General features: G+C 69.6%; 21 protein-coding genes and 1 pseudogene. 9 read left to right on the top strand and 13 right to left on the bottom strand.

The features are described 5' to 3' along the window. Positions 1-846: a tetratricopeptide repeat protein gene (locus VGV60_07845; protein HEV8701166.1), complete on the bottom strand. Its 846-nt coding sequence runs from the start codon at positions 844-846 to the stop codon at positions 1-3. 31 nt (positions 847-877) lie between these two features. Here VGV60_07845 and VGV60_07840 point away from each other — a divergent pair, with 31 nt between their 5' ends. Genes VGV60_07840 through VGV60_07825 form a run of 4 tightly spaced genes read left to right on the top strand, consistent with a single transcriptional unit; the run spans position 878 to position 4,355 of the window. Then, positions 878-2,041 carry an MFS transporter gene (locus VGV60_07840; GenBank protein ID HEV8701165.1) on the top strand — a complete coding sequence of 388 codons (1,164 nt, stop codon included), beginning with the start codon at positions 878-880 and terminating at the stop codon, positions 2,039-2,041. A 9-nt stretch (positions 2,042-2,050) separates the two neighbouring features. Then, a complete protein-coding gene (locus VGV60_07835; protein HEV8701164.1) occupies positions 2,051-2,914 on the top strand; it encodes an MqnA/MqnD/SBP family protein in 864 nt (287 codons plus the stop codon). Then, positions 2,911-3,906 carry a glycine cleavage T C-terminal barrel domain-containing protein gene (locus VGV60_07830; GenBank protein HEV8701163.1) on the top strand — a complete coding sequence of 332 codons (996 nt, stop codon included), beginning with the start codon at positions 2,911-2,913 and terminating at the stop codon, positions 3,904-3,906. Before VGV60_07835 ends, VGV60_07830 begins: the two co-directional genes overlap by 4 nt. Further along, on the top strand, positions 3,903-4,355 hold the full coding sequence (locus VGV60_07825; GenBank protein HEV8701162.1) for a CbiX/SirB N-terminal domain-containing protein: 453 nt from the start codon (positions 3,903-3,905) through the stop codon (positions 4,353-4,355). The genes VGV60_07830 and VGV60_07825 overlap by 4 nt, the downstream gene beginning before the upstream one ends. Before the next feature lie 71 nt (positions 4,356-4,426). On the opposite strand, the gene VGV60_07820 is transcribed toward VGV60_07825, so the two are convergent. Further along, positions 4,427-5,425 (bottom strand): hypothetical protein, encoded by a 999-nt coding sequence (locus VGV60_07820; GenBank protein ID HEV8701161.1) that lies wholly within the window; start codon positions 5,423-5,425, stop codon positions 4,427-4,429. 485 nt (positions 5,426-5,910) lie between these two features. On the opposite strand from VGV60_07820, the gene mtgA reads away from it, so the two are divergent. Beyond that, complete coding sequence (gene mtgA, locus VGV60_07815; protein ID HEV8701160.1) at positions 5,911-6,588, top strand: monofunctional biosynthetic peptidoglycan transglycosylase; 678 nt, start codon at positions 5,911-5,913, stop codon at positions 6,586-6,588. A 30-nt stretch (positions 6,589-6,618) separates the two neighbouring features. Here mtgA and VGV60_07810 read toward each other — a convergent pair whose 3' ends face one another. The 6 genes from VGV60_07810 to VGV60_07785 all read right to left on the bottom strand — a co-directional run bounded on the left by VGV60_07810 (position 6,619) and on the right by VGV60_07785 (position 14,591). Continuing rightward, entirely contained in the window at positions 6,619-6,837 is a 219-nt protein-coding gene (locus VGV60_07810) for a hypothetical protein (protein ID HEV8701159.1), read from the bottom strand. A 61-nt stretch (positions 6,838-6,898) separates the two neighbouring features. After that, positions 6,899-7,690 carry a DUF4956 domain-containing protein gene (locus tag VGV60_07805; GenBank protein HEV8701158.1) on the bottom strand — a complete coding sequence of 264 codons (792 nt, stop codon included), beginning with the start codon at positions 7,688-7,690 and terminating at the stop codon, positions 6,899-6,901. Continuing rightward, a complete protein-coding gene (locus VGV60_07800; GenBank protein ID HEV8701157.1) occupies positions 7,687-8,634 on the bottom strand; it encodes a hypothetical protein in 948 nt (315 codons plus the stop codon). The genes VGV60_07805 and VGV60_07800 overlap by 4 nt, the downstream gene beginning before the upstream one ends. Next, positions 8,631-9,248, bottom strand: a complete 618-nt coding sequence (locus VGV60_07795) for a tyrosine-protein phosphatase (GenBank protein ID HEV8701156.1) — start codon at positions 9,246-9,248, stop codon at positions 8,631-8,633. The genes VGV60_07800 and VGV60_07795 overlap by 4 nt, the downstream gene beginning before the upstream one ends. 37 nt (positions 9,249-9,285) lie before the next feature. Further along, positions 9,286-12,681: a S8 family serine peptidase gene (locus VGV60_07790; GenBank protein HEV8701155.1), complete on the bottom strand. Its 3,396-nt coding sequence runs from the start codon at positions 12,679-12,681 to the stop codon at positions 9,286-9,288. A gap of 131 nt (positions 12,682-12,812) precedes the next feature. After that, positions 12,813-14,591, bottom strand: a complete 1,779-nt coding sequence (locus VGV60_07785; GenBank protein ID HEV8701154.1) for a radical SAM protein — start codon at positions 14,589-14,591, stop codon at positions 12,813-12,815. 231 nt (positions 14,592-14,822) lie between these two features. On the opposite strand from VGV60_07785, the gene VGV60_07780 reads away from it, so the two are divergent. After that, entirely contained in the window at positions 14,823-15,782 is a 960-nt protein-coding gene (locus tag VGV60_07780) for a tetratricopeptide repeat protein (GenBank protein HEV8701153.1), read from the top strand. 348 nt (positions 15,783-16,130) lie between these two features. Here the strand turns inward: VGV60_07780 and VGV60_07775 are convergent. From VGV60_07775 to VGV60_07755, 5 genes and pseudogenes are all read right to left on the bottom strand, one after another. Then, positions 16,131-16,421, bottom strand: a pseudogene (locus tag VGV60_07775) (thrombospondin type 3 repeat-containing protein). 213 nt (positions 16,422-16,634) lie between these two features. Continuing rightward, a complete protein-coding gene (locus tag VGV60_07770) occupies positions 16,635-16,883 on the bottom strand; it encodes a GlsB/YeaQ/YmgE family stress response membrane protein (protein HEV8701152.1) in 249 nt (82 codons plus the stop codon). A 22-nt stretch (positions 16,884-16,905) separates the two neighbouring features. After that, complete coding sequence (locus VGV60_07765) at positions 16,906-17,622, bottom strand: DUF2238 domain-containing protein (GenBank protein ID HEV8701151.1); 717 nt, start codon at positions 17,620-17,622, stop codon at positions 16,906-16,908. 165 nt (positions 17,623-17,787) lie between these two features. Then, positions 17,788-18,990, bottom strand: coding sequence for a tetratricopeptide repeat protein (locus VGV60_07760; GenBank protein HEV8701150.1), 1,203 nt, complete (start codon positions 18,988-18,990; stop codon positions 17,788-17,790). A gap of 8 nt (positions 18,991-18,998) precedes the next feature. After that, entirely contained in the window at positions 18,999-20,651 is a 1,653-nt protein-coding gene (locus VGV60_07755) for a DUF4331 domain-containing protein (GenBank protein HEV8701149.1), read from the bottom strand. 222 nt (positions 20,652-20,873) lie between these two features. On the opposite strand from VGV60_07755, the gene VGV60_07750 reads away from it, so the two are divergent. The 3 genes from VGV60_07750 (at position 20,874) to VGV60_07740 (ending at position 23,175) form a co-directional block, all read left to right on the top strand. Next, the gene (locus tag VGV60_07750; GenBank protein ID HEV8701148.1) at positions 20,874-21,455 is read left to right on the top strand and encodes a sigma-70 family RNA polymerase sigma factor; all 582 of its coding nucleotides are present in this window, start codon (positions 20,874-20,876) and stop codon (positions 21,453-21,455) included. Positions 21,456-21,461: 6 nt separating this feature from the next. Next, entirely contained in the window at positions 21,462-22,289 is an 828-nt protein-coding gene (locus VGV60_07745; GenBank protein HEV8701147.1) for an anti-sigma factor, read from the top strand. A gap of 67 nt (positions 22,290-22,356) precedes the next feature. Then, positions 22,357-23,175 carry an isocitrate lyase/phosphoenolpyruvate mutase family protein gene (locus VGV60_07740; protein HEV8701146.1) on the top strand — a complete coding sequence of 273 codons (819 nt, stop codon included), beginning with the start codon at positions 22,357-22,359 and terminating at the stop codon, positions 23,173-23,175. The last annotated feature ends 137 nt before the right edge of the window (positions 23,176-23,312 follow it).

Here is a 23,312-nt window from a genome sequence, read left to right as displayed (position 1 = left end):
TCAGTTCATCTGCGGGACCAGGCGCTTCATCTCGTCCAGCCGGGTGCGGATCTGCGACGCATCCGGGGCCCCGGGCGCGAGTCTCAGGTACCGGTCCAGATCCGCGACCGCCTCCGCGATCAGGGCGAGACGGTAATGGATGAGGCCGCGGTCCCGGATCGCATCGGGCCTGTCCGGGTCGATGCACAGGAGGAGCTGCTGAATCTTCAGGGCCATGTGGAAATCGCGTCGTTGCTGATAGATCCCCTTGAGGTTGTTGATCATCCTTTCGAGGATCTCACGGTTCATGGCCCGTTTCAGGAACTCCGGGCGGTATTCCAGCTGCCCCTTGTACATTTCGAGGATCAGGGCGCGGCAGTCCTCCTCGGTCAGGAGCCGGCCGCGATTGAACGGGTCGATGAAGATGTCCGGCGCCCCCTGCACGCCTCCCAGGCGCACCAGGAAGTGCCCGGGGAAGGCGACGCCGGCGAGCGGGCAGCCGATCCGCCTTCCGACCTCGAGATAGATGGTGGACAGCGTGATGGGAATTCCGATCCGGCGATCCAGGACGTCGTTCAGGAAGGAATTGCGCGGGTCGAAGTACTCCTCCCGGTTTCCCTGGAAGCCCATCTCCTCGAACAGCAGCCGGTTCAAGTGGGCGACCCGGCTTCTCGGGCCATCCCCCTCCTTCAGACGCCCGGCGATGTCGGCGGCCATCCCGTCCAGCCTGGAAAGGTACCGCCCCACGTCGAGGTCCGGATACTCCTCGCGCGCGATGAGCAGGGAGGCGTGGCCCAAATCGATGGCGTCGTCCGGAAGCGCCACGAGTGCGGCGAAGGCTTTGCGACTTTCTCTAGGATCCGCCATGATGACCCGCTTCTATTTTAGTATGAGCCGCATGCCCCTGCCCGCGCCCCTGACCCTCGGCTTCTATTACCTGGCCAGCTTCGCCGTCCTTGGGGCCTACCTGCCGTACTTCAACCTGTATCTCAAGGGCCTGGGATTCACCGGCGCTCAAATCGGCATGCTGACCCTGCTCCTGCCCCTGAGCATCGCCCTGGCCCCTCTCACCGGCGGGATGCTGGCCGACAGGCTGGGTTGGAGACGCGGGCTGGTCATCGCGTCGAGCCTCCTGTCCCTGGCGGCCTTCGCGTCGATGACGGCGGTCAGGACGTTCCCGGCGGCCGTCCTGGTGATCGCCGCCTTCTCGGCGGTGCGCGCTCCCGCCCTCCCGCTGGTCGAGGCCACGGCGATGGAGATCGCGGAGACGGGTGGCTCGCCCTATGGGCGGATGCGGGCCTGGGGGTCCCTCGCCTTCATCGTCACGGCGCTCCTGACGGGCCCCCTCATCGGCCGCCTGGGGGAACGCGCGGCGGTCTACCTGATCATCGTGCTCCTCGCGCTCCAGGTGCCGGCGGCCCTCCTTCTGCCGCCGGAGAGGCTGCGCGCCGCGCCGCCTGCCGGCGCGGTCGGACTCTGGCGACTCCTGCGGCGCCCGCCGGTCCTGTACTTCCTCCTCGCCGCGGTCCTGGTGCAGGCGGCGCACGGCCCCTACTACGTCTTCTACAGCATCCATCTCGAAGCCGCCGGCTACGCCCCCCGGACGATCGGCGCGTTCTGGGGTCTCGCGGTGGCCTGCGAGATCGTGGCCATGCTCCTGATGCCGCGCATCCTCGGCCGATGCGGGACCCTTCCGGTGATGGGGGCCGCGGCTCTGCTGGCGGCGGTGCGCTTCCTGATTTGCGCCGCGAGCGTCGCGCCCTTGGCGATGGCCGTGGCGCAGGCGCTTCACGCCGCCACGTACGCCGCCTTCCACGTGGCGGCCGTGACCCACACCTATCGGCTGTTCGGCGACGAGCGGCGGGCGAGCGGGCAGACGATCTATGGATCGGCCGCCTACGGCGTCGGCAACGTCCTCGGGATGTCCGCGAGCGGCCTGCTCTACGATCACACGTCCATGTCCGTCCTCTTTGCCGGAGCGGCGCTCGTGGCGCTCGCGGCCGCCGGCCTGGTGGTCGCCGCGGCGAGGCGGACGGGTTGCATGAAGCCCCCCGCGATGTAAGATGAAGGCATGCAGCCACCTTCGGAGCCGAAACGCCGCACGGTCCGGATCGGACACAGTCCCGATCCGGACGATGCCTTCATGTACTACGGGCTGGCCTCGGGCAGGGTCCCGACGGGGGACTACGAGGTCGAGCAGGTCCTCAAGGACATCGAGAGCCTCAACCGCCTGGCGCTCGAGGGGAGCATCGAGGTCACCGCGGTCTCGATTCACGCCTACGCCTACCTGGCGGACCGCTACCTGCTCCTGCCCTGCGGAGCGAGCATGGGGGACGGCTACGGGCCGATCCTGGTCACCCGCGGGCCCGAGCCTCTGGACGCCCTGAAGAGCATGACGATCGCCGTTCCCGGCCGGCTGACCACCGCCGCCCTGGCGCTCCGCCTTGCCCTGGGCGATGTGCGCATGGAGGTCATGCCGTTCGATCGGATCCTGCCTGCGGTGTCGGGCGGCGACGTGGAAGCCGGGCTCCTAATCCACGAAGGACAGCTCACCTACGCGCAGTCGGGGCTGCACAAAGTGCTGGATCTGGGGGCGTGGTGGAAGGTGCGGACCGGCCTGCCGCTGCCCCTGGGCGGAAACGCCATCCGTCGCGACCTCGGGGCCCGGGCCATCGCCGAGATCGGCGCGTTCTTCAGGGACAGCATCGCCTTCGGCCTCGCCCACCGGGGGGAGGCGCTGACCTACGCGCTCGACTTCGGCCGGGGGATCGGCCGGCCGCTTGCCGATCGCTTCGTCGGCATGTACGTCAACGACTTCACGCTCGACTACGGACCGGCCGGCCGGCGGGCCATCGACGAGCTCCTGCTGCAGGGCCACAGAGCCGGCGCCATCCCGCATCGCGCCGCCGCCGAGTTCGCCGACCTTCCCTCATGACCATGGAGGGCACGCCCGGAGATCCCGCCGCCGAGTACCGCGCGGCGCGCGCGGATGCCGTCCTCGCCGATCGGACGGACCTGGGCCGCCTCGAAATTACCGGGAAGGACGCCGCCGATCTCCTGCACCGCCTCACCACCAACGACGTGCGCGGCCTCGCTCCGGGGCAGGGGACCGCGACCGCCTTCGTCACGAACAAGGGACGTCTCGTCGATCTGGTCGTCCTGCATCACCTCGACGATCGCCTTCTCTGCCTCACCGGTCCGGGTCGGAGCGCCGTCGTCGTCGCCTACATCGATCGCTACACGTTCCGCGAGGACGTGAAGGTCCGGGACCTGGAGCGCTCCCACGGCACCCTCGGGCTCTACGGAGCCCGCGCCTCGGAGCGGGCCGCGGCCCTGTTCGGGCCGGAGGCCGCGGAGCGGCCAGTGCACCATGCGACAGCCGTCGGGTTCTCGGGATCCACGGCGATCCTGGCGCGCACGTTCCCTCTTGGGGGTGGCGGGTTTCACTTGACCGCCGGGGCCGACGCGCTCCCCGCGCTGCGGCAGGGGATCCTGGACCATTCCCCCGGACTCCTCGTGGCGGGCCCCGAATGCATCGAGGCGCTCCGCATCGAAGCCGGCCTCCCCCTGGCCGGCCGCGAGCTGACCGAGGAATACAACCCCTGGGAGGCGCGGCTCCACGACGCCATCTCGCTGAACAAGGGGTGCTACGTCGGTCAGGAGGTGATCGCGCGCCTGAACACCTACAAGAAGGTCTCGCGTTGCCTGGTGCGACTGGAGATCCGGGACGGCCTGCCGGCGCCGGGATCGCCGATCGAGTCGGGGGGGGAGACGATCGGCTCCTTGACCAGCGCGGCCGTGGTCCCGGGAGAGGACCGCGTGGTGGCCCTTGCGTACCTGCGGGACGAGGATGCCGGCCGGGAGGTGGTCGAGGTGACCGACGGCGGCAGACGCCTGCGCGCGCGCGTCCTGGGTCCGGCGCGATGAGACGAAAGGCCAGTGGGCGGCGGGCGGCCCCGCAGCATGCGCGGCGTGCGGCCCGGCCGCGCGTCCGGCGTGCAGCGCTCCTCGTCATCGGACACGGCAGCCGGGTCGCCTCCGCCAATCGCCTGCTGCGTGACCTCGCCCGGGGGCTCCGCCCCCTGTTCCCCGGCCGCGCCGTCGAGATCGCGTACCTCGAGGCCGCGACGCCCGACATCAGGGCCGGCATCGACCGCTGCGTCGCCCGGGGGGCGACCCGCATCCTGATCGTCCCCTACTTTCTGTACCTCGGAGGGCACGTCCGCCGCGACCTGCCGAAAGCGGCGGTCGCGGCGCGGAGACGCCACGCCGGCCTCGAGGTGCGCATCGCGGCGCACCTCGGCCTCGACCGGCGCCTGCTGGCGATCGTGGCCGATCGCTCCCGCCGTGGGTTGCGCGCCTGCCGCTGGCCCTGAGAGGTGCATGGTGGCGCTGAGAGTGTGGAAGCAAGTAAGAGTGGAGTGTGTTCTCTAGAGGCGATTTCGCATCAGAAGGCGCGTACCAGGGTGTGACGCTGCTCGTTCGGCAGGGAGGGGATGACCAGCTCCCTGCGATAATGCCGCATCACTTCGTGACCTGCCTGGATTCGGCCGACGTGGAGCCGCTCCGCCAGCACCTGGCCCCAGCTCCAGGGCCGGGTCGTGAGCCGGAGCCGCATTGCGGTGGTGCCATCTCTTGGATGCCGCTCCGAGCGGGCCTGCACCAGGTTGCGCCACACCACGAACAGGGCCAGTCGGTCGACCAGGCCGTTGTAGCTGCGCCCGAAGGCGATGGTCTCGCGCCGGTGGGCGGCCTGGCTGTGGCGCAGGAAGCGGTGCAGCTGGTCGTTCGGGAACATCGCCCGGTCCCGTTGGCGGGCCTCGAGAGTGCGGCGGCTGCCCTTGGGGCCACGCACCGGGTTTGGGTAGGCGCTCAGATGCAGGTGCGGGAGTGCGCTCGCGGCACGCCTTATCGCCGGGTCGTCGTCGGCGACGATGCGCAGCCGGCCCCGGGCTGGCGGAAGCGCCCGGAGCAGCGAGCAAAACGCGGCCGTGACCGAGCCGTGCGGGGGGCGGCCGTAGAGTCGCTCAAGACTTGTGCGGCGCTTCTTCTGCGTGGGGCTCATGGTTCCCCGGCGTCTCTCCCGGGCGAAGGCGAATCCATAGAGGAACCAGGAGTTCGAACCAGTGGCCGTGGGCAGCGTGCAGGGGAAATACTGCGACCCCGCGAAGCTGTCGAAATCATCGACGATGATCGGCTCGGCGACGGCGAGCTCCTGAAGTGCCGTCTGGTGCAGCAGCAGGGCATGGCGCCCCAACCGGCGGGAGCGCCGGGTGACCGTGCTGTGGTGGCAGCCGAGGCTGCGGGCGATCTGGCGATGCGCCGAGCCGGCCACCAGGCCGGCGGCGATGGGCCGGCTCAGCTCCGGACGCTTCAGGTAATAGGAAAACGCGAAGCTCTGCTGGGAGAAGGTGCGACCGCAGCTGAGGCAGCGGAACCGGGGCACGACCCGACCGTCGCATCGCCGCCGGTAGGAGCCGTGGGGAAGACAGCGAAAGGTCCCGGTACGTCGCCGGTGCTCAGCGCACTCCGGCCACGGGCAGAAGGCAGGAACGAAGGATTCCGGGCGCACCAACTCGACGATGACGGCGCGGTCCATGACCGGCATCTATCAAGATGCGGGCCAGAATCGAGCTTACACCGGAACCTGGAGCCGCACCCGAGTAGGGCCATTGCCCCGTTCGCGGGTGAACTCCCAAGACAGGACAGTTCCCGCCCGTGAACGCCTCTCTTCTCCACACTCTCGGCGCCACTATGTGTTCTTCGCGCTCGGAGGTTGCGCCTGGCGCCCCTCCCTTCTCCGTCGGGCACTTTCATCTAGAATGCGGTGGGCGTGCGGTCACTGTCCGATTCGTGCCGCCCAGGATCGCGGCAGCGGCGATGAGCACGAGACTTCTGCATCGGCTGTGGTCGGGCCACGGAGGCGCGCGGATGTCGTGGGCGCGCCGTATCGTCCTCGTCGTGTTCGTGCCGCTCGTCGCGCTGCCGGTGTGCCTGACGCTCGTCTACCGCTTCCTGCCGCCGCCGACCACGCCGCTCGCCGTGTCCACGTGGTGGAGGAAGGGCACGATCTACAAAGTCTGGACGCCCCTCGAGGGCATATCCCCGGCGCTCGTCCGCGCCACCATCGGCGCCGAGGACGACACGTTCTGCACGCATCACGGGTTCGATTGGCAGGCCATCGGAAAAGCGATACGCCAGAACGACCGGGGGCGGCGCGTGCGCGGCGGCAGCACGATCAGCCAGCAGACGGCGAAGAACGTGTTCCTCACCCCCCATCGCAACTGGCTGCGCAAGGGGCTCGAGACCTATCTCACGGTGATGATCGAGGCGCTGTGGTCCAAGCGGCGGATTCTCGAGATCTATCTCAACGAGGTGCAGTTCGGGCCCAGGGTATTCGGCGCCGAAGCGGCCGCCGAATATTACTTCCACAAGCCGGCGGCCCGGCTGGATGAGGCCGAGGCCGCCCGGCTGGCCGCGGTGCTGCCCGATCCCGAGGACTGGCGCGTGGTGGACGCGGGACCCTATGTCGAGAGCCGCACGCGCGCTCTCATCGATCGCATCACGGAGGTCCAGCGTGACGGCCTGGATGCGTGCATCTGGAAGTGACCCTCGACCTGGCCTGGCACACCCGGTTCATCAGGCCTTCATCCGGCCGAGCAACAGGAGGGCGCCGAGCGCGATCGCCCCCACGCTGCACCACATCGGGATGTTGACCGTCTCCTTGTCCTTGACGGACACCTCGAGCGAGCCGATCTTGAGGTCGTGGGACTCCTGGGTATAGGTGAACCTGTCGTAGACCAGCCCCAGGACCCCGGCCACAATCAAGACGATCGCGATGACTTTGACTCTGCTCATGTCTCACCTCGATGCACGTGGCGCTTCTGTCGGTCGCGGCGTCCCGCATTATACGGTCTCGCTACTTCTGCGTCGTCGTCGGGTTCTCGTTCCATACGACGGCGCCCTGTTCGTCCGGCACCAGCGCCGTCAAGGCCTGGGAGGCGCGATCGGTGCGCATCTCGTGCGGCGCGGTCACGTGGTACGACGCCTCCTCCGCCGATACGGCGCGCAGCTCGTAGGCGGCCTTGAAGCCGCGCAGCACCGCCTCGATCCTCGGCCTCAGCTCCGCGGTCCTGTCCCCGAGCTTCACCGACAGCTCGAAGACCCGCGTCCGCGGCTCGAAGCCCTCGATCACCCACAAGATGGCGACGAGGAACAGGGTCGAGAAGACGGCCAGTCCGATCACACCGACGCCCGACGCCAGTCCCACCGCAAGCGACGACAGCATCACGACGGCGTCCTTGGGGTTGTTGACCTTCGATCGGTAGCGGATCAGGCTGGCCACGCCCACCACGGCGAAGGCGCGCGCCAGGCTGGCTCCGACGATCAGCATGATCACGGCGCCGACGGCGGCCAGGACGATCTGGGTCTGCACGACCGCCGCGTCCCGGATGGGCGTGCCGCGGCGTCTCGGGCGCAGCGCGAGCATCGTTCCCAGGGCGGCCGCCAGCGGCAGGCGCACGGCGGCGGCCTGCAGCTCTTCGAGAAGATCCTGCGCCGTGACGTTCAGGTCGCGCAGCTCGTGCACCTCGGCCGGGGAGGAGCCCTGGCCCCGAGACACGTGCGTGACGGCGACCACGGCGAAGACGCCGACGATCCCGATCGCGACCCGGAGCGGATGGAGGCGCGCAGCCGAAAGAAGGCGCCTCACACCGCCCCCCCGGTACGCGTCTCGAGCGCGAGCCCCTGCCGGATCTTCTGCTTGATCTTGCGGACGAATCGCTCCCGCACGTCCCGCGTGTACCCCGCCGCCCGGAACGCATCGTGAAGCTGCCTGTCCGTGAGCCGGGCCATCAGACGGCAGGTCCACACGACGTCCGCCGCGGTGATCTCCTTCAACAGCTCCTTGTGCCGGGAGTGGAAATCGAACGTCACGCGGCCGTTCTCGAAATCCATGACGAGATCCTGGCTCTCGAAGTCCTCGATGACGTTGCGACTGCCCAGAGGCCAGCGGCTCTTGCCGAGCGCCGCGCCCAGGTCCTGCACGACGAACCACGTCGCGCGGCGCCCGGAGGCATCCTTGACTCTGTAGATCCGGTTGTTCTCGGCCGCAAGATCCCAGTTGTTCAGCAGAAGGTTCGCGATCACCAGGCCCCGATAGGGCACGCTGCCCACGAAGGGATTCTCCTGCCAGGACCATTCGCCGTCCTTCTTGTGGTCGGATTCGAACCGGAATCGCCCGGGCTCGGGCCTCGCCGTGGGGCCGCCGATCATGCGCCACCTCGGGACGTAGTAGGTGGCCGGCTGGTGATAACCTATCGCCCACAGAATGCGCGACACCACGGTCTCGGACTGCGCCTCGTCGCCAATCTTCACGTCCCACGTCCGCCCCTGCGGATCCTGGACGTCATATCCACCCGAGTGCCCGGTCGTATCCAGGTCCTGGAACCGGTAGGCGACATCCGGCCGCGGAACGAGGCCCGCGCCGCCCGGGCCGTAGAACAGGTTGCGCGACGAGATATCGGCCGGCTTCACCCAGAGGCACGACATCGATTCGGCGGTCGTGGCGGCAGGAAGAGACGCCTGGGTCGGGTGGCCCAGTGCGGGTGCGAAGGCGAGGGCCGTGATCAGGAGCAGGACGCCGCACGTTCTCATCGCTCGGGACCTGCATGGGGCATCGCTGGGACGGGATGGGCCAAGCCGTCATGCGCCATCCTCCCGCCGGCGCTCTGCAGGCTCGCGTAGAAATCCCTGACGAACGATCGCTTCGCGAATTCGATCCTCATCATCCCGTAGTCGAGGGCCTCCCGGATCGCCTTCTCGGCCGTCCATCCGGCTTGGGCGACGCGATAGCAGGCGACGATCACCCCCGTCCGGTCCGCCCCCGCCTTGCAGTGGATGAAGACGGGCCAGTTGTCCTTGTCGCCGATGAGGCCCAGGACGCGGGCGACCTGTTCGGAGGTCGGCCTGACCAGACCGTACATCGGAACGCTGAAGTACCGGAGCCCGGCCGCCGCCGCTTCATCCATTTCGGCTTTCACGCGCGCCGGCTCGTGGCGCAGGTTGACGATGGTGCGCACTCCGAGGGCCTTGAGCCTGGCGACACCGCCGGCCCCCGGCTGTCCGCCGCGAAGGAGATGCTCGTCGACCTTGTGGAAGTTCGGGAGATCCGGATAGAGCGGCTCGTCAACCTGAGCCGCCGGTGCGGCCGCCCCCAGAAGAACGAGGATCGCGGCCGAAGTGGCCCGTTTCAGGCTTCGTCGCAGCATCTCAATATGATAGTCGTGATGAAGGACGGCGACGAGCCTAGGGCCCGGGGGCTCCGCAGACGTTCGTCCCGAGGACGCGGTAGTAGACGATCGGCTCGGCGCCGGCCAGGCCGTCTTGCTGCAGCAGGCTGTTGGTCGCGAGGTCGCGGCCGATCTGGGTCGCCGTCAGGAAGGCCGGGTTGGTGTCGCGATAGACGCGGTAGAAATCGGCGTCCGGCCGGGCGTCCCAGGCGAACGCCAGGTCCCCCCCGGCCGGCGCGAGCATCAGGTTCGCGATGGCGCCCGGAATCGTATCGACCACGAGAGGGCCGTACGGAATCGACCCCACGCTCCAGTTCCCGGCGTTGTCCACGGTCCTGATGTTGAAGTAGCGGCGGGCATTCGAAGGCATGAGGATGGTCTGGACGCTCTGCACCGCCCCGATGTCGCGCACGGTGTCGGGGACCTCCGGGACGTCGGCGCTCCAGGAGATGCTGTACCCCGCGACGCCGCAATTGTCGTCGGGGGCCGCGGCCCACTGGAGCTGGACCGACCCCTGATCGGTGCAGGCGTTCACGGGATGGGTCGGGCTCGTGAGCGACGTCACGTAGCCGGGGGAGGTCGTGTCGATCTTGATCGGCCCCCACGACTGCGTCGTGCCCGACCAGTTGCCGATGCCGTCGACGGCCCGGATGTTGAAGTAGTATCGCGACGCCCCCTGCGCAAGCGAGGCGGTGAAATCCGTGACCGCTCCGATGTCGCGGGTCGTGTCGGGGGTCGCCGGCGCGACCGCGCTCCAGCTCACGCTGTAGCCGGTGACGCCGCAGCCGGCGCCGTCGCCTGCCGGGCTCCACTGCATCGTCACGGACTCGTCGTTCGAGCAGAACCCCTCGACGTGGTCCGCGCTCGTCAGGGCGCCGACGCCCCCCGGCGGGGCCGTGTCGACGGTGACGCTCGGATACGTCACGTACGGGAAGGTGCCGAAGGCCTGCCCCTGCATGGGGAGCGGGTACGTCCCCTCGAGGAGGCCCGACGCGGCGCGCAGCCCCCACGCCACGTCGCGCTGCACGAAGGGGCTCACCAGCCCCACGGTCATGGAGTAACGGTTCGACGGCGCATCGTGCGCCATCTCGCTCGCCAGGTACGTGTGCTGGCGGCCGGGGTCGTTGGTCTGGATGGTGGCATCTTCCAGGGAGAACTGGGAAGAGTTGTCGGGCAAATCGAGGATGATCTCTCCCGCCGCGCCCGGCGCCCCGCTCCCCGACAGGGTCGAACTCACGACGAACGGGTCCCCCGGGCGGATGCAGGCCTGGACGCTGGCGGCGTCGGTGACGACACCGGGAAACTGCGACACGACGACCCCTGCCAGGCCGAACTGGGCGCTTCCATCGGGGACGTTGTAGCCCCGCACGCTGGCCCGCCAGGTCCCGGGTGTGCCCCCGTTCAGCCGCACCGATTCGACCGTGTCGTCGAACGACACCGAGGCGCCGACCAGGGTGCCCGCGCCGTCGTAGATCCGCAAATCGAGGTCGTCCACGACCTCGGTCGAGAGGGACGGCGGGTCGCTCCAGGTGAGATCGACGCGCACTTCCTTGAAGCCCGCCGGCACGGCGAAGTTGTAGTTCAGCTCGGAGCCGGTCCCCGGCGTCGCGTTCGCCACCCACAGGGGCGTGGTCAGCCCGTCGGCATCGTAGATGGCGTGGAACGAGTCCAGCATGCCGTGGCCGTACTGGGTCACGTCCCCCAGATCGACGGCGGTCGCGAGCAGCTTCGCCTTGAGCGCCTCCGGCCACTGGGAGAGCACCGGAAACGCCTGCAGCATGAGCGCCACCGTCCCCGCGACCACCGGCTGCGCCATGCTGGTCCCCGACTTCAGCTGGTACAGCGGGGCGCCGGGCAGCAGATAGAAAGGGGCCGCCGACATGGTGTTGGTGCCAGGCGCCACGAGATCGGGCTTGATGCGCGTGTGTCCGTCCCCGTCGGTGTCGATCAGCCCGTGGTTGCTGAAGCAGATGCGGTCGGACTCGGGCTGGTAGTTGTCGCCGCACAGGGGACCGAAGTCGCAATCGCAGCCGTTCTCGCAGGTCGGCGACTTGAAGCAATCGAAGGCGTCGGCCGGCCAGTTGCCGTTCTTCGTGGCGCCGACGGTGATGACGTTCTTGCCGGTGCCGGGAGAGGCGCTCAGGTCGTTGTCGTTTCCCGACGAGATGGTGAGCACCATGCGTCGGGGCTGGCCGTTGCTGCCGTTCCAGGTTCCGCGCACGGCGCTGTCGGCGTAGTAGGCGTCCACCATGTACACGCCGTTGTAGCCGCCCCAGGAGTTGGCCACCACCTGGGCATCGTGCGCCGCGGCCCGGGCCAGGAGGCTGGCGAATTCTCCGAACCCGTGGTTGAAGCTGTCGCAGCAGTCCTTGTAGATGAGAAGGGTGGCGTCGGGCGCCACACCCGTGAAGTCGCGCTTGTAGCTGCCGTCGCCGCCGATCGTGCCGGCCGTGTGCGTCCCGTGGCCGTTGTCATCGCACGGGTTGTCGTCGCCATGATAGAAATCCCACTGGTCGGCGATGCGGCTGCCCGCCAGGTCGGGGTGGTAGGCGAAGGACGCTATGAAGCAGTCGGAGGCCGCGCCCGGCCGGGCGATCCCGGAGTCGTCGATCGCCACGCGCACCCCCGCCCCCGTGAAGGCGCCGATCCCCGCGACCGCGTCGGCGCCGCCGGACATCGTCCCCTCGATGTTATGCAGGCTGGCCGGCTCGTACGGCTCCATCCAGCGCACGACGTCGAGGTCCGCGACCGCCCGGGCCCGCCCCGCGGCGAGCCACCCGCGCGCCGACGGAACCGCTCCCGAATCGATCTGTTCGATTCGCATCGACCCGGCGAGCGCCTCGAGATCCGCGTCGCCCGGCGTCCTGAAGAAGACCACGGTCACGCGCTGCTCTGTGTCCCCCGCGGTCGCGAGCTCGCGGGCCAGCTTCGCCTCGGCCGGCAGGCGCTCGAGCCGTCTGAGCCGCCCCGACCTCAAGAGATGGAGGAGCCCCTGCGAAGCCCCAGGCGGCACTTCGACCACCAGGGCGTTTCCCTGCACGAAGTCGTGCACCCTCACCCCCAGCTTCTCGACGACCTTCCGTGCGGCCCGGTCGACGGGGCCCGGAAACTGCAGGACGTGCATGCCCTCGAAGACCTGACCGTCGGCCGGGCCGGGGCCTTTGGGAGGCCCCAGGACGTGACCGTTGCGGAAGCGCACTTCCGTGGGGCGCTCGGAGGCCCGCTTTTCGCGGTCCTTCTCGTCTTCCGACGTGACCTTCGTCTCGGGGACCCGGGCATCGACAACCGGCGGGGTCAGCCGGGGCGTATCGGGGGGGGCGGCGACTGTCCAGGAGACCGCGCACAGGCCGATGGCGAGCGGAATCAACAACATCGCCTTGCCGGTCCTGCGGTGTTCGCCCGGTCGTGTCATGGTCGATGACCTCACAGAGGTATACGCAGACAGGCTGCACCGGGGGTCATGAATGCAGGAATTCAGCGGCCCGTCGGGCCGGCCGAATACCCGGACAGGCCCCTGGAGCCCGGGTCGGGGCGGGTAGGGGCTCAGGTTGCGGTGACGCTTGAAGAGCTCAAGGCGGAGCCGGGAGAGCGCGCGGCGATCTTCCGTTTCGCCTTCTCGACCGCCTGCCTGGCCGATTCGGTGGCGCTGAAGATTTCGAGCACCTCGACCTCGCCCGAGGTCACGGGAGTGAGCGCCAGGTCCGTGTAGGCGGCCGACGCCGGGTCCGCCTCGATCCGCTTGCGCATGCGTGCGTACCGGCGGGACAGGAGGAACAGGCGCGACTGCTTCGAGAGGATCTCCCAGGCGTACCGGGGGTAGAACACGAACGGAGACTCGAGTGGCAGCCCCGGCCGCCGGTCCCGGCGGTACTTGCGCCTCAGAAAACCCGCCTGCAGCGGATGCACCCCTTCCACCGTCACGCTGCCGTAGAACCTCAGCACGCTTCCCGTGATCTTGAAGGCAGGAATCCCGCAGGCCACGGCGCGCCGGACCAGGGTCTCGATATGACGCGGCTCGTAGTAAATCAGCCAGGCGTCACGATAGATCGCACGCCAGTCATCGTCCGACATCACCGGGTGGTGCGTGGTGACGTGCTCGGTGTCGTAATTGTTCAGATCGGGGTCCATGGCGACGCCCTTGCGATGCAGGACCTGATGGTCTTCCGATCCCGGCAGCGGCGTGAGGATGAAGAATTCGAGCAGATCGATTGGCAGCTCCCGCTTGATGACCTCGATGTCGCGCTTCAGGCGCTCCGGGGTGTCGTGCGGGAAGCCGAGGATGTAGCCGCACATGATGACAGCGCCGATCGACTTCCAGGCCTGCAGCATGGTCCGATACTCGGTGATGAGGTTCTGCCTCTTCTTGGCCGCCGCGAGGTTGTCCGGGGCGATGCTCTCGAGCCCGATGAAGACGCGGTCGACGCCGGCGCGGCCGGCCTTTTCGATGAAGTGCGGAACGCGATGGCACAACGTGTCGACCTGGATGGTCAGCCGCATCCTGATCCCCTGCCGGCGCAGCTCGATCAGGCGATCCAGGATCGGCTCCCAGTTGCGGTTGCGGGCAAAATTGTCGTCGGTGATGAAGAAATGCCACACGCCCTGGGCGTGATTGGCCCGGATGATCTTCTCGACATCGTCGGCCGATCGATGGCGGGATTTCCGGCCCTGCACGTTGATGATGGTGCAGAAGCTGCACTCGAACGGACAGCCGCGCCCGGCATCGAAGCTGCTGAGCCCGCTGACGTGGCGGACCGCCTCCCGCGGCAGGAACGGCGCCGGGACCCCTTCCAGGTCCGGAAGGTCGGCGCGGTAGTCATAGAGGGGCTTCAGCCGGCCCTGCCAGGTGTCCCGCAGCACCTCTTCGAGGCGTCCGTCGGCCTCTCCGGAGAAGATCGAGATGCCGAGGCTCCAGGCCTCGCGGATCTCCGGTTGCGGCTCGGGGAGCATCGCGAGGCTGCCGGCCGCGTGAAATCCCCCGATGCAGACCTGCAGGCCGGCCGCGCGGGCCCGGCGTCCGATGTCGACCGCGCGCGGAAATTGATTCGACTGGACTCCGACGAGGGCCACCAGCCCCCGGCCGCCGGACCTGCGGATCTGCCGGGCGATCCTTCGGGTCGAGATCCGGGTGACGACCTCGTCCATCACGGTGATATGGATGTCGACATCGGGGCCGAGGACGCGGCGCCCGGCGCAGTCGCGGGCGATGCTGTACAGCGCAGCCAGGGAGTTCGACGGCGTGTAGGTGCGGGCCCACTGGATCAGGTACCCGTCGTCGTCATAGTGGGACGGCTTGATCAGAAAGAGCTCGAAGACTTCACGCATCGCGCGCCTCGCCGCTTGCCGAATCAAAGGTGAATCGCGCCCCGCCCGGCGAACGCATTCGCACGCCGACGGCGGCCCCGCCCCTTCCGGACCCTTGCTGTCCCCTGAAGCATCGACAAATAGGGTGTCCCTGAAATTACCGCGCCGGTGCAGCCGCTGTCAAGGGAAAACCCGCTCGAGCCGGTGTAGAGTATGCGCGCATCGCCGGCGCGGACTTTGAGGGGAGGCCCCATGACGCCGACTGACCCGCTGATCCCGTGCCCGCCACGCCCGAACGCCCGCCCGGGGCGCGGCCCCCTGGGCGCGACCTGCTGCGCTCTCACGCTCCTGGTCATCGCCTGCGCTGGGGGCGAGGGGACGGCGCCGAACGCCGCCGATGCGAGCGCCTCGCCTGCAACGGAGGCTCGCGCTTCGAGCCGGGGCGAGCCGGAGGAGATCGACGCGCAGGCGCTGCGGGGCGCGAAGCTGTACGACGAGGGGCAGACCGCGGAGGCGGAGCGTGTCTACAAGGAGCTGCTGAAGCAGCATCCCGATCACGTGGGGGCCCTGGTCGGCCTGGCGCAGATCCTGATCGATCGGGATGACCTGGATGGCGCCGGCGCGGCGATCGAGCGCGCCCTCAAGGCGAACCCGCAATCGGTTCCGGCCCTGCAACAGAAGATCGCCGTGCTCCTGGCCCGCGACCGGGCGGCGGAGGCGGTGAGCCTGGCGGAGACGGCGCTGCGCCTGGACGCGAAATCCCCCTCGCTCCAGGCCGCGCTTGGAGACGCGCAGCGGGCCTTCGGCGATGTCCCCAAGGCGATCGCGGCCTACCGGAAGGCCGTCGGCCTGAATCCCGAATGGGCGCCGGGCTGGACGCGCCTGGGGGAGGCGCTGGCGGAGAACGGCGATGCCGCCGGGGCCCAGGCGGCGCTGAAGCGGGCGCTCGAGCTCAACCCGAAGTCCTATCCCGCCTACCGGGCGCTGGCCAGGCTGCACTTCGACAACGGCCAGCCGGAGCAGGCGGTGGGCGACTGGGAGCGGGCGCTGCGCCTGCAGCCGGATCGCGGCGAGGCGCACGAGGGGTTGGCGGAGGCGCTCCTGGCCGCCCGGCGTCCCGCCGAGGCCCGCCGCCACGCCGAAGAGGCGCAGCGGCGCGGACGGGACGTGCGCGCCCTCCTCCAGCAGATCGCCCGCGCCCAAGCCCCCTGAGAGCGCCGCGACCTCGATCCTCCACAGCCCCGGGAACCGATGGCGCGATTACTGCTTGACGGCAGGACCTGATCTCTGAACCGTGCCGTTCAGGCGGAGCATCTCCACGAACACGTTTCGACCGCTCTTGTGCTTCGGGATGATGTAGCTGTACGAGTGCCCCACCCCGGTGACGCACTCCTCGCAGGGGATCAGGACCGGATTCAGCTGGGTCCGGTTCCCCTGCTGATCGAGGATCACGATGTTGAATCCGATCACGTCCACTTCGACGCAGCTCTCCCAGCTCACCAGGCCCGATCCCCTGCCGAGCGAGCTGGAGAAGCTGATCGTGGGAGGGGAAGCGCAGGTGGAGCACACGAGCGGATTCTGATCCCGGTTGGGGACGGTCGGACAGGTGTCACAGGCATCCCCGACTCCGTCGGAATCGGTGTCCAATTGGGTGGGATTGGGCGTCGTGGGGCAATTGTCGCAGACCGTCCCGAGTCCATCTCCGTCGGGGTCCTCCTGGGCGGGATTGGGCGCGAAGGGGCAGTTGTCGCAGACGTCGCCGGAACCGTCGCCGTCCGCGTCCTGCTGGCCGGTGTTGGCGGCCGCGGGGCAGTTGTCCACGGAATCGGGGATCCCGTCGCCGTCGGCGTCGGGCTGCACGGTTGCGTGAAGCATGTCGACCTGGAAGGGTGCGATGAGAAGCATCCCGAGCGTCAGCGCGATGAACACGTTTCTGGTCAGGATCGGCATGGGAGCCCTCCCTCCTTCCCGGCGAGGCGGCGGGAGACAGCGCTTGGACGATGCCGGGAATATACCGCGGCGGGGAGGCGGGGGGTACCGAAATTGCGCGGGGAAACGGCCCCGTCACTTCAGAAAGTGGAGCCCCTTCAGGATGAGGATCAGCAGCATGGCGCCGAGGACCGAGACCAGGAGGCTGGCGATGGGACCGTAGGCAGCCAGCCCGATCTCCGAGGCCAGCCATCGCCCGAGCGAGGAGCCGACGATGCCGACCAGGACGTTGGCGATGATCCCCATCTGGGAGTTGGTCTTCATGAAGAGACTCGCCAGCCAGCCCACGATCCCACCCACGATCAGCGCGATGATCAGATGCATGCTTCCCTCCGTCGGTGATCGGTCACTGCTTGGCCAGGCGGCGCATCTCGTCCTCTCCCAACGGGCGCTTTTTCTTGACGCGAAGGCTCTCGACCCATTCGCGGGCGAAATCGCGCTGCAGGTGGAAATGAACGGCGGCGGTCGCCAGCATGGCGAGGACGGCGCCGAGCGTCGCCAGCGCCATGTCCTTGTGGGCGTCCCAGGGATCCCCCTGCGTGCCGAGATAGGCCATGCCGAGGTCGCCCCCGAACGCCACCGCCGCCCCCCACTCGATCAGCTCGAAGAGAGCGGAGCAGGACAGGGTGACGTCGAGCGGCAGGTAGTAGGCCCAGAATCCCCTGGCCTCCGCCACCCGCACGAAGATCTCACGGACCGGGTAGGCGAGGAGCAGGCCGAAGCAGAAGTGGGCCAGCCGATCGAAATGGTTTCTCTCCCAGCCCAGCAGGGAATTGAACGTGCGGCCCGTGAGGGCCTGGAACCACGCATCGTACGGGACCTCGGCGTAGGTGTAATGCGCCCCGACCTCGTGGAGGCAGAGGAAGAGGAAGATCAGCACGTAGGAGAGGCGCGAGAAGGGGAAGCTCCGGCTGGTCAGGACCAGGCACGCGACGAAGGGCACGACCAGGACGTTCTCGAGCAGCCAGTCCGCGCGGTACAGCGGGCGGATCGAGAGCGCCGCCCACACCAGGGCGAACAGGACCCCCAGGATGATCATGGTGCGCCGGTGCGAGATCCGCATGTGCGGTTTCCATCCCGGGGCCGCGCCGCGCGGCCGTTGCGCCCGGGCCCGGGATCGTAGCATGGGGGCAGAGCCGACACCCGGCGTGTATGCGGCGGGAGTCGAACCCGCCCCACCCTGGGTACGCCAGGTGGCGGGGATGGCCGAGACGGAAATAGCCACCCGTCAGAGAGGCGGACGGCCGCGCGCCTCCATCTCCTGCGCGTGCCGGAGAATCAACGGATCGCGCGTCCCGACCTTCAGGATGCGCCGCATCAGGCGGCGGGCGGCGGCGACATCGCCCGTGCGCAACCGGGCGCAGGCCAGTCGATCGAGCGTCTGGACGTCGCGCCGCATTCGGGCCTCCCGCCGGGCGATTTCGAGCGCCCGCGGCGGGTCGGGACGGCGGTCCAGATAGAACAGCACGAGGTCGTGATTCTCGTTGGCCTTCCAGGTGTCGGCGAGCGCCGCCGTCTCGAAGCGGTCCTCGGCGTCGTGCGCCTCGGTTTCACGCCCCGCCGCCCGCAGGGCGTCGGCGAGAACGAGGTAGCGCTCCGCATGGGGCGCCGTGGCGATCGCCTCGGTCGCGAGATCGACGGCCTCCAAGGCCCGGCCGGCGGCCAGCGCCAGCTCGGCGAGGGCCGCCAGGGCGTAGTGATAGCGGGGGAACGCGGCGAGGGCCGGGCGGTGGCTCGACTCCGCGAGGGCCGGCTCGCCCATCACCTCGTGCAGGTGGCCGATCTGCACCAGCAGCCAGGCCCGGTCTTCCGGATCCTGCGCCCCGGTCGCCTGCAGCGACATCTGCATCAGCTCGAGGGCCCCGGTGAGATCCCCGCGGGTCTCGCGCAGGTAGGCGGCCCGCGTGTAAGCGGCCGGGCCCGGCCTCAGATCGACCATCCGCTGGAACGCTTCCTCCGCCTCGTCGTAGCGTCCCAGCTCCATCGCCGCGTCACCCAGAGTCCCCAGGTTCCAGTCGTCGTCGGGATGGGCGGCCGCGAAGCGGCGCGCGATCGTCCTGGCCCGGGCGAACTCGTGCCGGCCCATGCGGACCCAGGCGAGCGTCCGCGCCGCTTCGACGCTTTCGGGGTCGACCCGGCGGGCCTCGGCGAGAGCCTCGAGGGCCCGGTCGTAGTACGAGCCGTCGCCGGTCTCGCGCGCCCGCCGGGTCAGCCCCGCCGCGAGCGAGAGGTACGCGTGGGAGTCGGCGCGTCGGGCGGCGATGCGCTCCTGCGCGGCGCGAATCTGCGTCTCGGCGGGAGAGAGCGCCGGCTGGCCGGCCGATTCGGCCGAGGCGCCGGCAGCCGGCGCGCCGGTGGCCGAAGCCGCCACCGGCGCGAGCCACGCGATCAGGAGGCATGTGCCTGCGAAGGAAGGGGCGCGCGTCGTCATCGCCGGCCTCAGTTGACCGGTCCGCCGCCGGCCTCGCCTGGATCGAGGTGCCTGCGGTCGCGACCGCTCTGGGCGAATGCGATGTATGGGAACGAGGTCTCGTACGGAACGTCGTTCACGTTCACCCCGTCACCGAGACGGTTGTTGGGGAAGCGGTTCAGCGACGCTCCGCCGGCGTCGTTCGCCAGAACGCCGCCGACCACGAGCCGCAGGACGATATCGGTGACGTCGTCCTGGGGACGCCGGCCGTTCGGAAAGCCGGCCCGATCTCCGCCCAGAAGCCCGAGCCGGTCGATCTGCCCGTACGGTGTCGCCGGCACCCCCACGTTCAGGCGCAGAAGATCGGCCACCGGCCCGCCAGCCGTTCCGGCGGCGGCGATCGGCGGCAGGTACCGCACCACCGGCAGCAGATCGGCGCGCGGGGCCGGCGCGATGTCGAACGCTCCGCCGTAGGCCGCCTGGGCCACGCGCGCGATGAGCGGGTCGAGGGCGAAGGCGGCGAACTGCGCGTCGTCCTTCGGCAGCGCGCGGCTCCAGAAATCCTTGAACCCTGTGCCGATGAGCAGCTCGTTGAACAATGGGTTCCCCATGCGCTGCACCTGCTTGAACGACGCGGCATCCGGGACGAGCGACTGAACGATGACGCCGCTGCGGCCGATGGCCCCCTTCGGCCGCACGCTCACGCTCCTGCGCGAGGTCGTCCCCCAGGCGCCGAGCGTGGCGCCGGGACTGTCGGCCGGAGGCAGCGTGCCTCTCCTGGTCAGCATCGTGATCGGCACCTCGACGGCGATGGCGTTGACGTTGAATCCGGAGACGCTGTCCGAGACGAAGTTCGCGGCGGCCGTGTCCTGGCCGTCGGTCAGCACCGCCGGGATGTTCGTGCTGCCGTATCCTCCGTTCCCGCTCACGTCGTGATCCGGGATGACGCGGAAGTTGAGCGAGTCGAACGTCGCCCCCAGATCGATCCAGAACGGATCGTCGATCGTCCCGGCGAACACCCGCACGCCGTGGCCCAGATCGTAGATCCCCTGCCTGGCCAGCGCGGCGTAATCCGGCATGGTGCGCGGGCCGACGTTGCTCGGCACGGCGAACAGCGTCCCGCCGGCGGCGGGGGGGAGGGGGATGCGCACGGCCGCGAGGCCGTGGCCGCGCACGAGCGTCACCGTGAACGCCTGGCGCAGGCTGAGTCCCTCCGAGCCCGGACCTTGCAGCGCCGTGATGGCCGGCGGGATCAGCGCGCTGCCCGGCGCCACGGGCGGCGGAGAGTTCGCGGGAGCCGTGACGCCGCCCCCCGCGCCGACGAGCCCGACCGGCACCTGCGGGGCGCGGATCTCGGTGGTGAAGCGGACCTCGAGCGACACGTCCTCCACGGCATCGTTGTCGTTGTCGACGTGGATGGCATACAGCACGTGGTCGTCGAACGGGAAGTAGTTGGGGCCGTTGCTCGGCTCCAGGAACGGATCGACGTCGAGGATGAACGTCACCTTGTCCGGGTCGGCGTAGGTGACGAAGGCGTAGAAGTCGGTGATGTCGGCGGTGCGGTCGATGGCGGTCAGCGGCGCCTCGCGGTGGCTGGCGGCCTGCGGCCCGCGCCCCCCCGGCAGGCCCGTCACGAGAAGCGCCGTCACGACGATGGCGATGGCTCTCTTGGATTGGCTCACGTTTCATCCTCCTCCCGGGGCCCCCAGGGCGACCCCATCGAAGCCCGACCGCGGAGCGAAAACCCCGGCAGCGGGCGGTTCGACTCTCTCTACGCCGGCGGAGGGGGATCGGATGGGTGTAGACTGCGCCGGGTCGCGCCCGGTGGCGCGCCGGCACCATCCGCCGCGCCACCACGGGCGTAGATCGTCATGGAAGCCGCTTCACGGGAGCCGCCGCCCGGAATGCCACCCGGTACCGCCGCCACAGACGAGGGACTGCTCGCGGGCATGTCCGCCGGGGACCAGGATGCCCTGTCGTCCCTCTACGATCGCTACCGGACGGTGGTGTTCGCCCTGGCGCTGCGCATCCTGCGGGATCGCGGCGAGGCGGAGGAGGTGCTGGCCGACGTCTTCCACCAGGCCTGGCGCCACGCCTCGAGCTTCGATCCACGGCGAGGCACGGTGACCGGGTGGCTGTTCAACCTATGTCGCAGCCGATCCATCGATCGCCTCCGGGCGCGCGGGCGGCGCGAAGCCGGCCTGGCCCGCATGTCGCTCGCCGAAGGCGGTCCCCACGAGAGCGCCTCGGTCGAAAAGGGTCCGGAGGCGGCGGCGGATCTGACCGACCGTCGCCGGCTGGTCGGCGCCGCCCTGGGCGCCCTGTCGCCCGCCCAGCGGCAGGCGATCGAGCTGGCCTACTTCGAGGGACTGAGCCACTCCGAAATCGCCGCGCGGATCCGCGAGCCGCTCGGCACGGTGAAGACGCGGATCCGGCAGGGCCTGATGACGCTGCGCGACAGTCTCGGCGCGCAGTTCGAGAGGTGAGGAGGCATGCGCTGCGATGAGCTGAAGGACCTGCTGCCGCTCCACGGGCTCGATCTCCTCGGCCCCGAGGAGGAGTCGCAGGTGCGCCGTCACCTCGAAGACGGCTGCCCCCGCTGCGCCGGAGAACTGGCCGCCACGCGGGAGGCGCTCGACCATCTGCCGTTCGCCCTGCCGGGCGAGGAGCCCTCGGAGATGGCGAGGACCCGGCTGATGGCGCGCGTCCGGCGGGACATGACCCCGACCGCGGCGGCGGAGGGAACGGAGGGGCGGGATCCGGCGGCGCGGGGTCCCGCGCCACCGCGCGCCGTGTCGCGGCGCGCCGGCGCCCTGATCGCGATCGCCGCGGCGCTGTTCGCCGGGCTCGGGATAGGACTCCTGGCGGCGACGCGCGCCGGCAGGGTGATCGCCGGCCTGCGCCTGCAGATCGAGCGGCGGGAGGAGGAGATGGCCACCCTGCGGCAGCAGGTGCGTGCCGCGCAGGAGTCGATCCGGCTGGTGAGCGGGCCGGGCGTCCTGGTCGCCGATCTGGCCGGCCAGGGCCCGCAGGCGGCCTGGTCGGCGCGCCTCTTCTGGGACCGCCAGCGCTCCGACTGGCAGCTCTTCGCCTCGAACCTGCCGCCCGCGATGCCGGGAAAGACCTACCAGCTGTGGCTCATCACGGCGACCGCCAAGGTCAGCGCCGGCACGTTCCAGCAGGCCACCCTCGAGGCCGCCGGCGGCCGGTTCGCGGCGCCGCCGGAGGCCGGTCCGATCGTGGCCGCGGCCGTGACCGACGAGCCGGCCGGCGGATCTCCGCAACCGACCGGATCGATCCTCCTGCTCGGGAAGATCTAGATCCGGAGCTGCTCCCGGGCGAAACGCCCGGCCGCAGGCCATTCGCGATGTGTGTTATCGTGCCCGCGTGCTCCGGGTTTCCGAAGCCTGCCGCCTGTTCCACCGCCTCCACGAGTCGGGCTGCTTCGTCATCCCGAATCCCTGGGATCTCGGCAGCGCGCGGCTCCTGGTCAGCCTCGGTTTCAAGGCGCTGGCCACGACCAGCGCCGGGTTCGCCTGGACGCAGGGACTGCCGGACCACCACGTGTCGCTCGAGCAGGCGCTGCAGCATCTTCGCGTCATGGCCGCGGGAGTCAGCGTGCCGGTCAACGCCGACTTCGAGGGGGGCTTCGCCGTCGAGCCCGAGGCGGTCGGTCGCCATGTCGCGGCCGCGGTTGAGACCGGCATCGCCGGTCTGTCCATCGAGGATTCGACGCACGACGCGGCCCGGCCGCTCTTCGAGTTTCCGCTGGCGGTCGAGCGGATCAGGGCGGCGCGGCGGGCGATCGACGCCAGCGGGCCCGGCGTCCTGCTCACCGGCCGATCCGAGGGGTTCATCGCCGGGCGCCCGGATCTCGCGGAGACGCTGCGCCGTCTCGTCGCCTATGCCGAGGCGGGGGCCGACTGCCTCTATGCGCCCGGGATAAGGAGCCGGGACGAGATCGCGGCGGTAGTGAAAGCGGTCGCGCCGAAGCCGGTCAATGTTCTGGCCGCGGGAGACTCCACGACCGTGGCCGATCTCGCCGCCCTGGGAGTCCGCCGCATCAGCGTGGGGGGCGCCCTCGCGAGGGCCGCCTGGTCCGGCTTCTTCGAGGCGGCCAGGGAGATCGCCGAGCGCGGCACCTTCAAGGCCCTGGCGCGCGCCGTCCCATCCAGAGAGATCAACGAGCCGCTCGGCAAGGCCTGAGCGTCGTCCGGCCGTGCGTCCTGCTGCGCGGCCCTTCCGATTCGTCCCGTGATATAACCGACCCCCGAGCCGGTGCGCGCCTCGAGAGGAGTTTCACGATGCGACATCGGCCGATCCCCTCCATCAGCGCTCTCATC

The organism is Candidatus Polarisedimenticolia bacterium (assembly GCA_036001465.1).
Lineage (GTDB): Bacteria > Acidobacteriota > Polarisedimenticolia > Gp22-AA2 > Gp22-AA2 > Gp22-AA3.
This window is presented reverse-complemented; position numbering and strand designations above follow the sequence as displayed.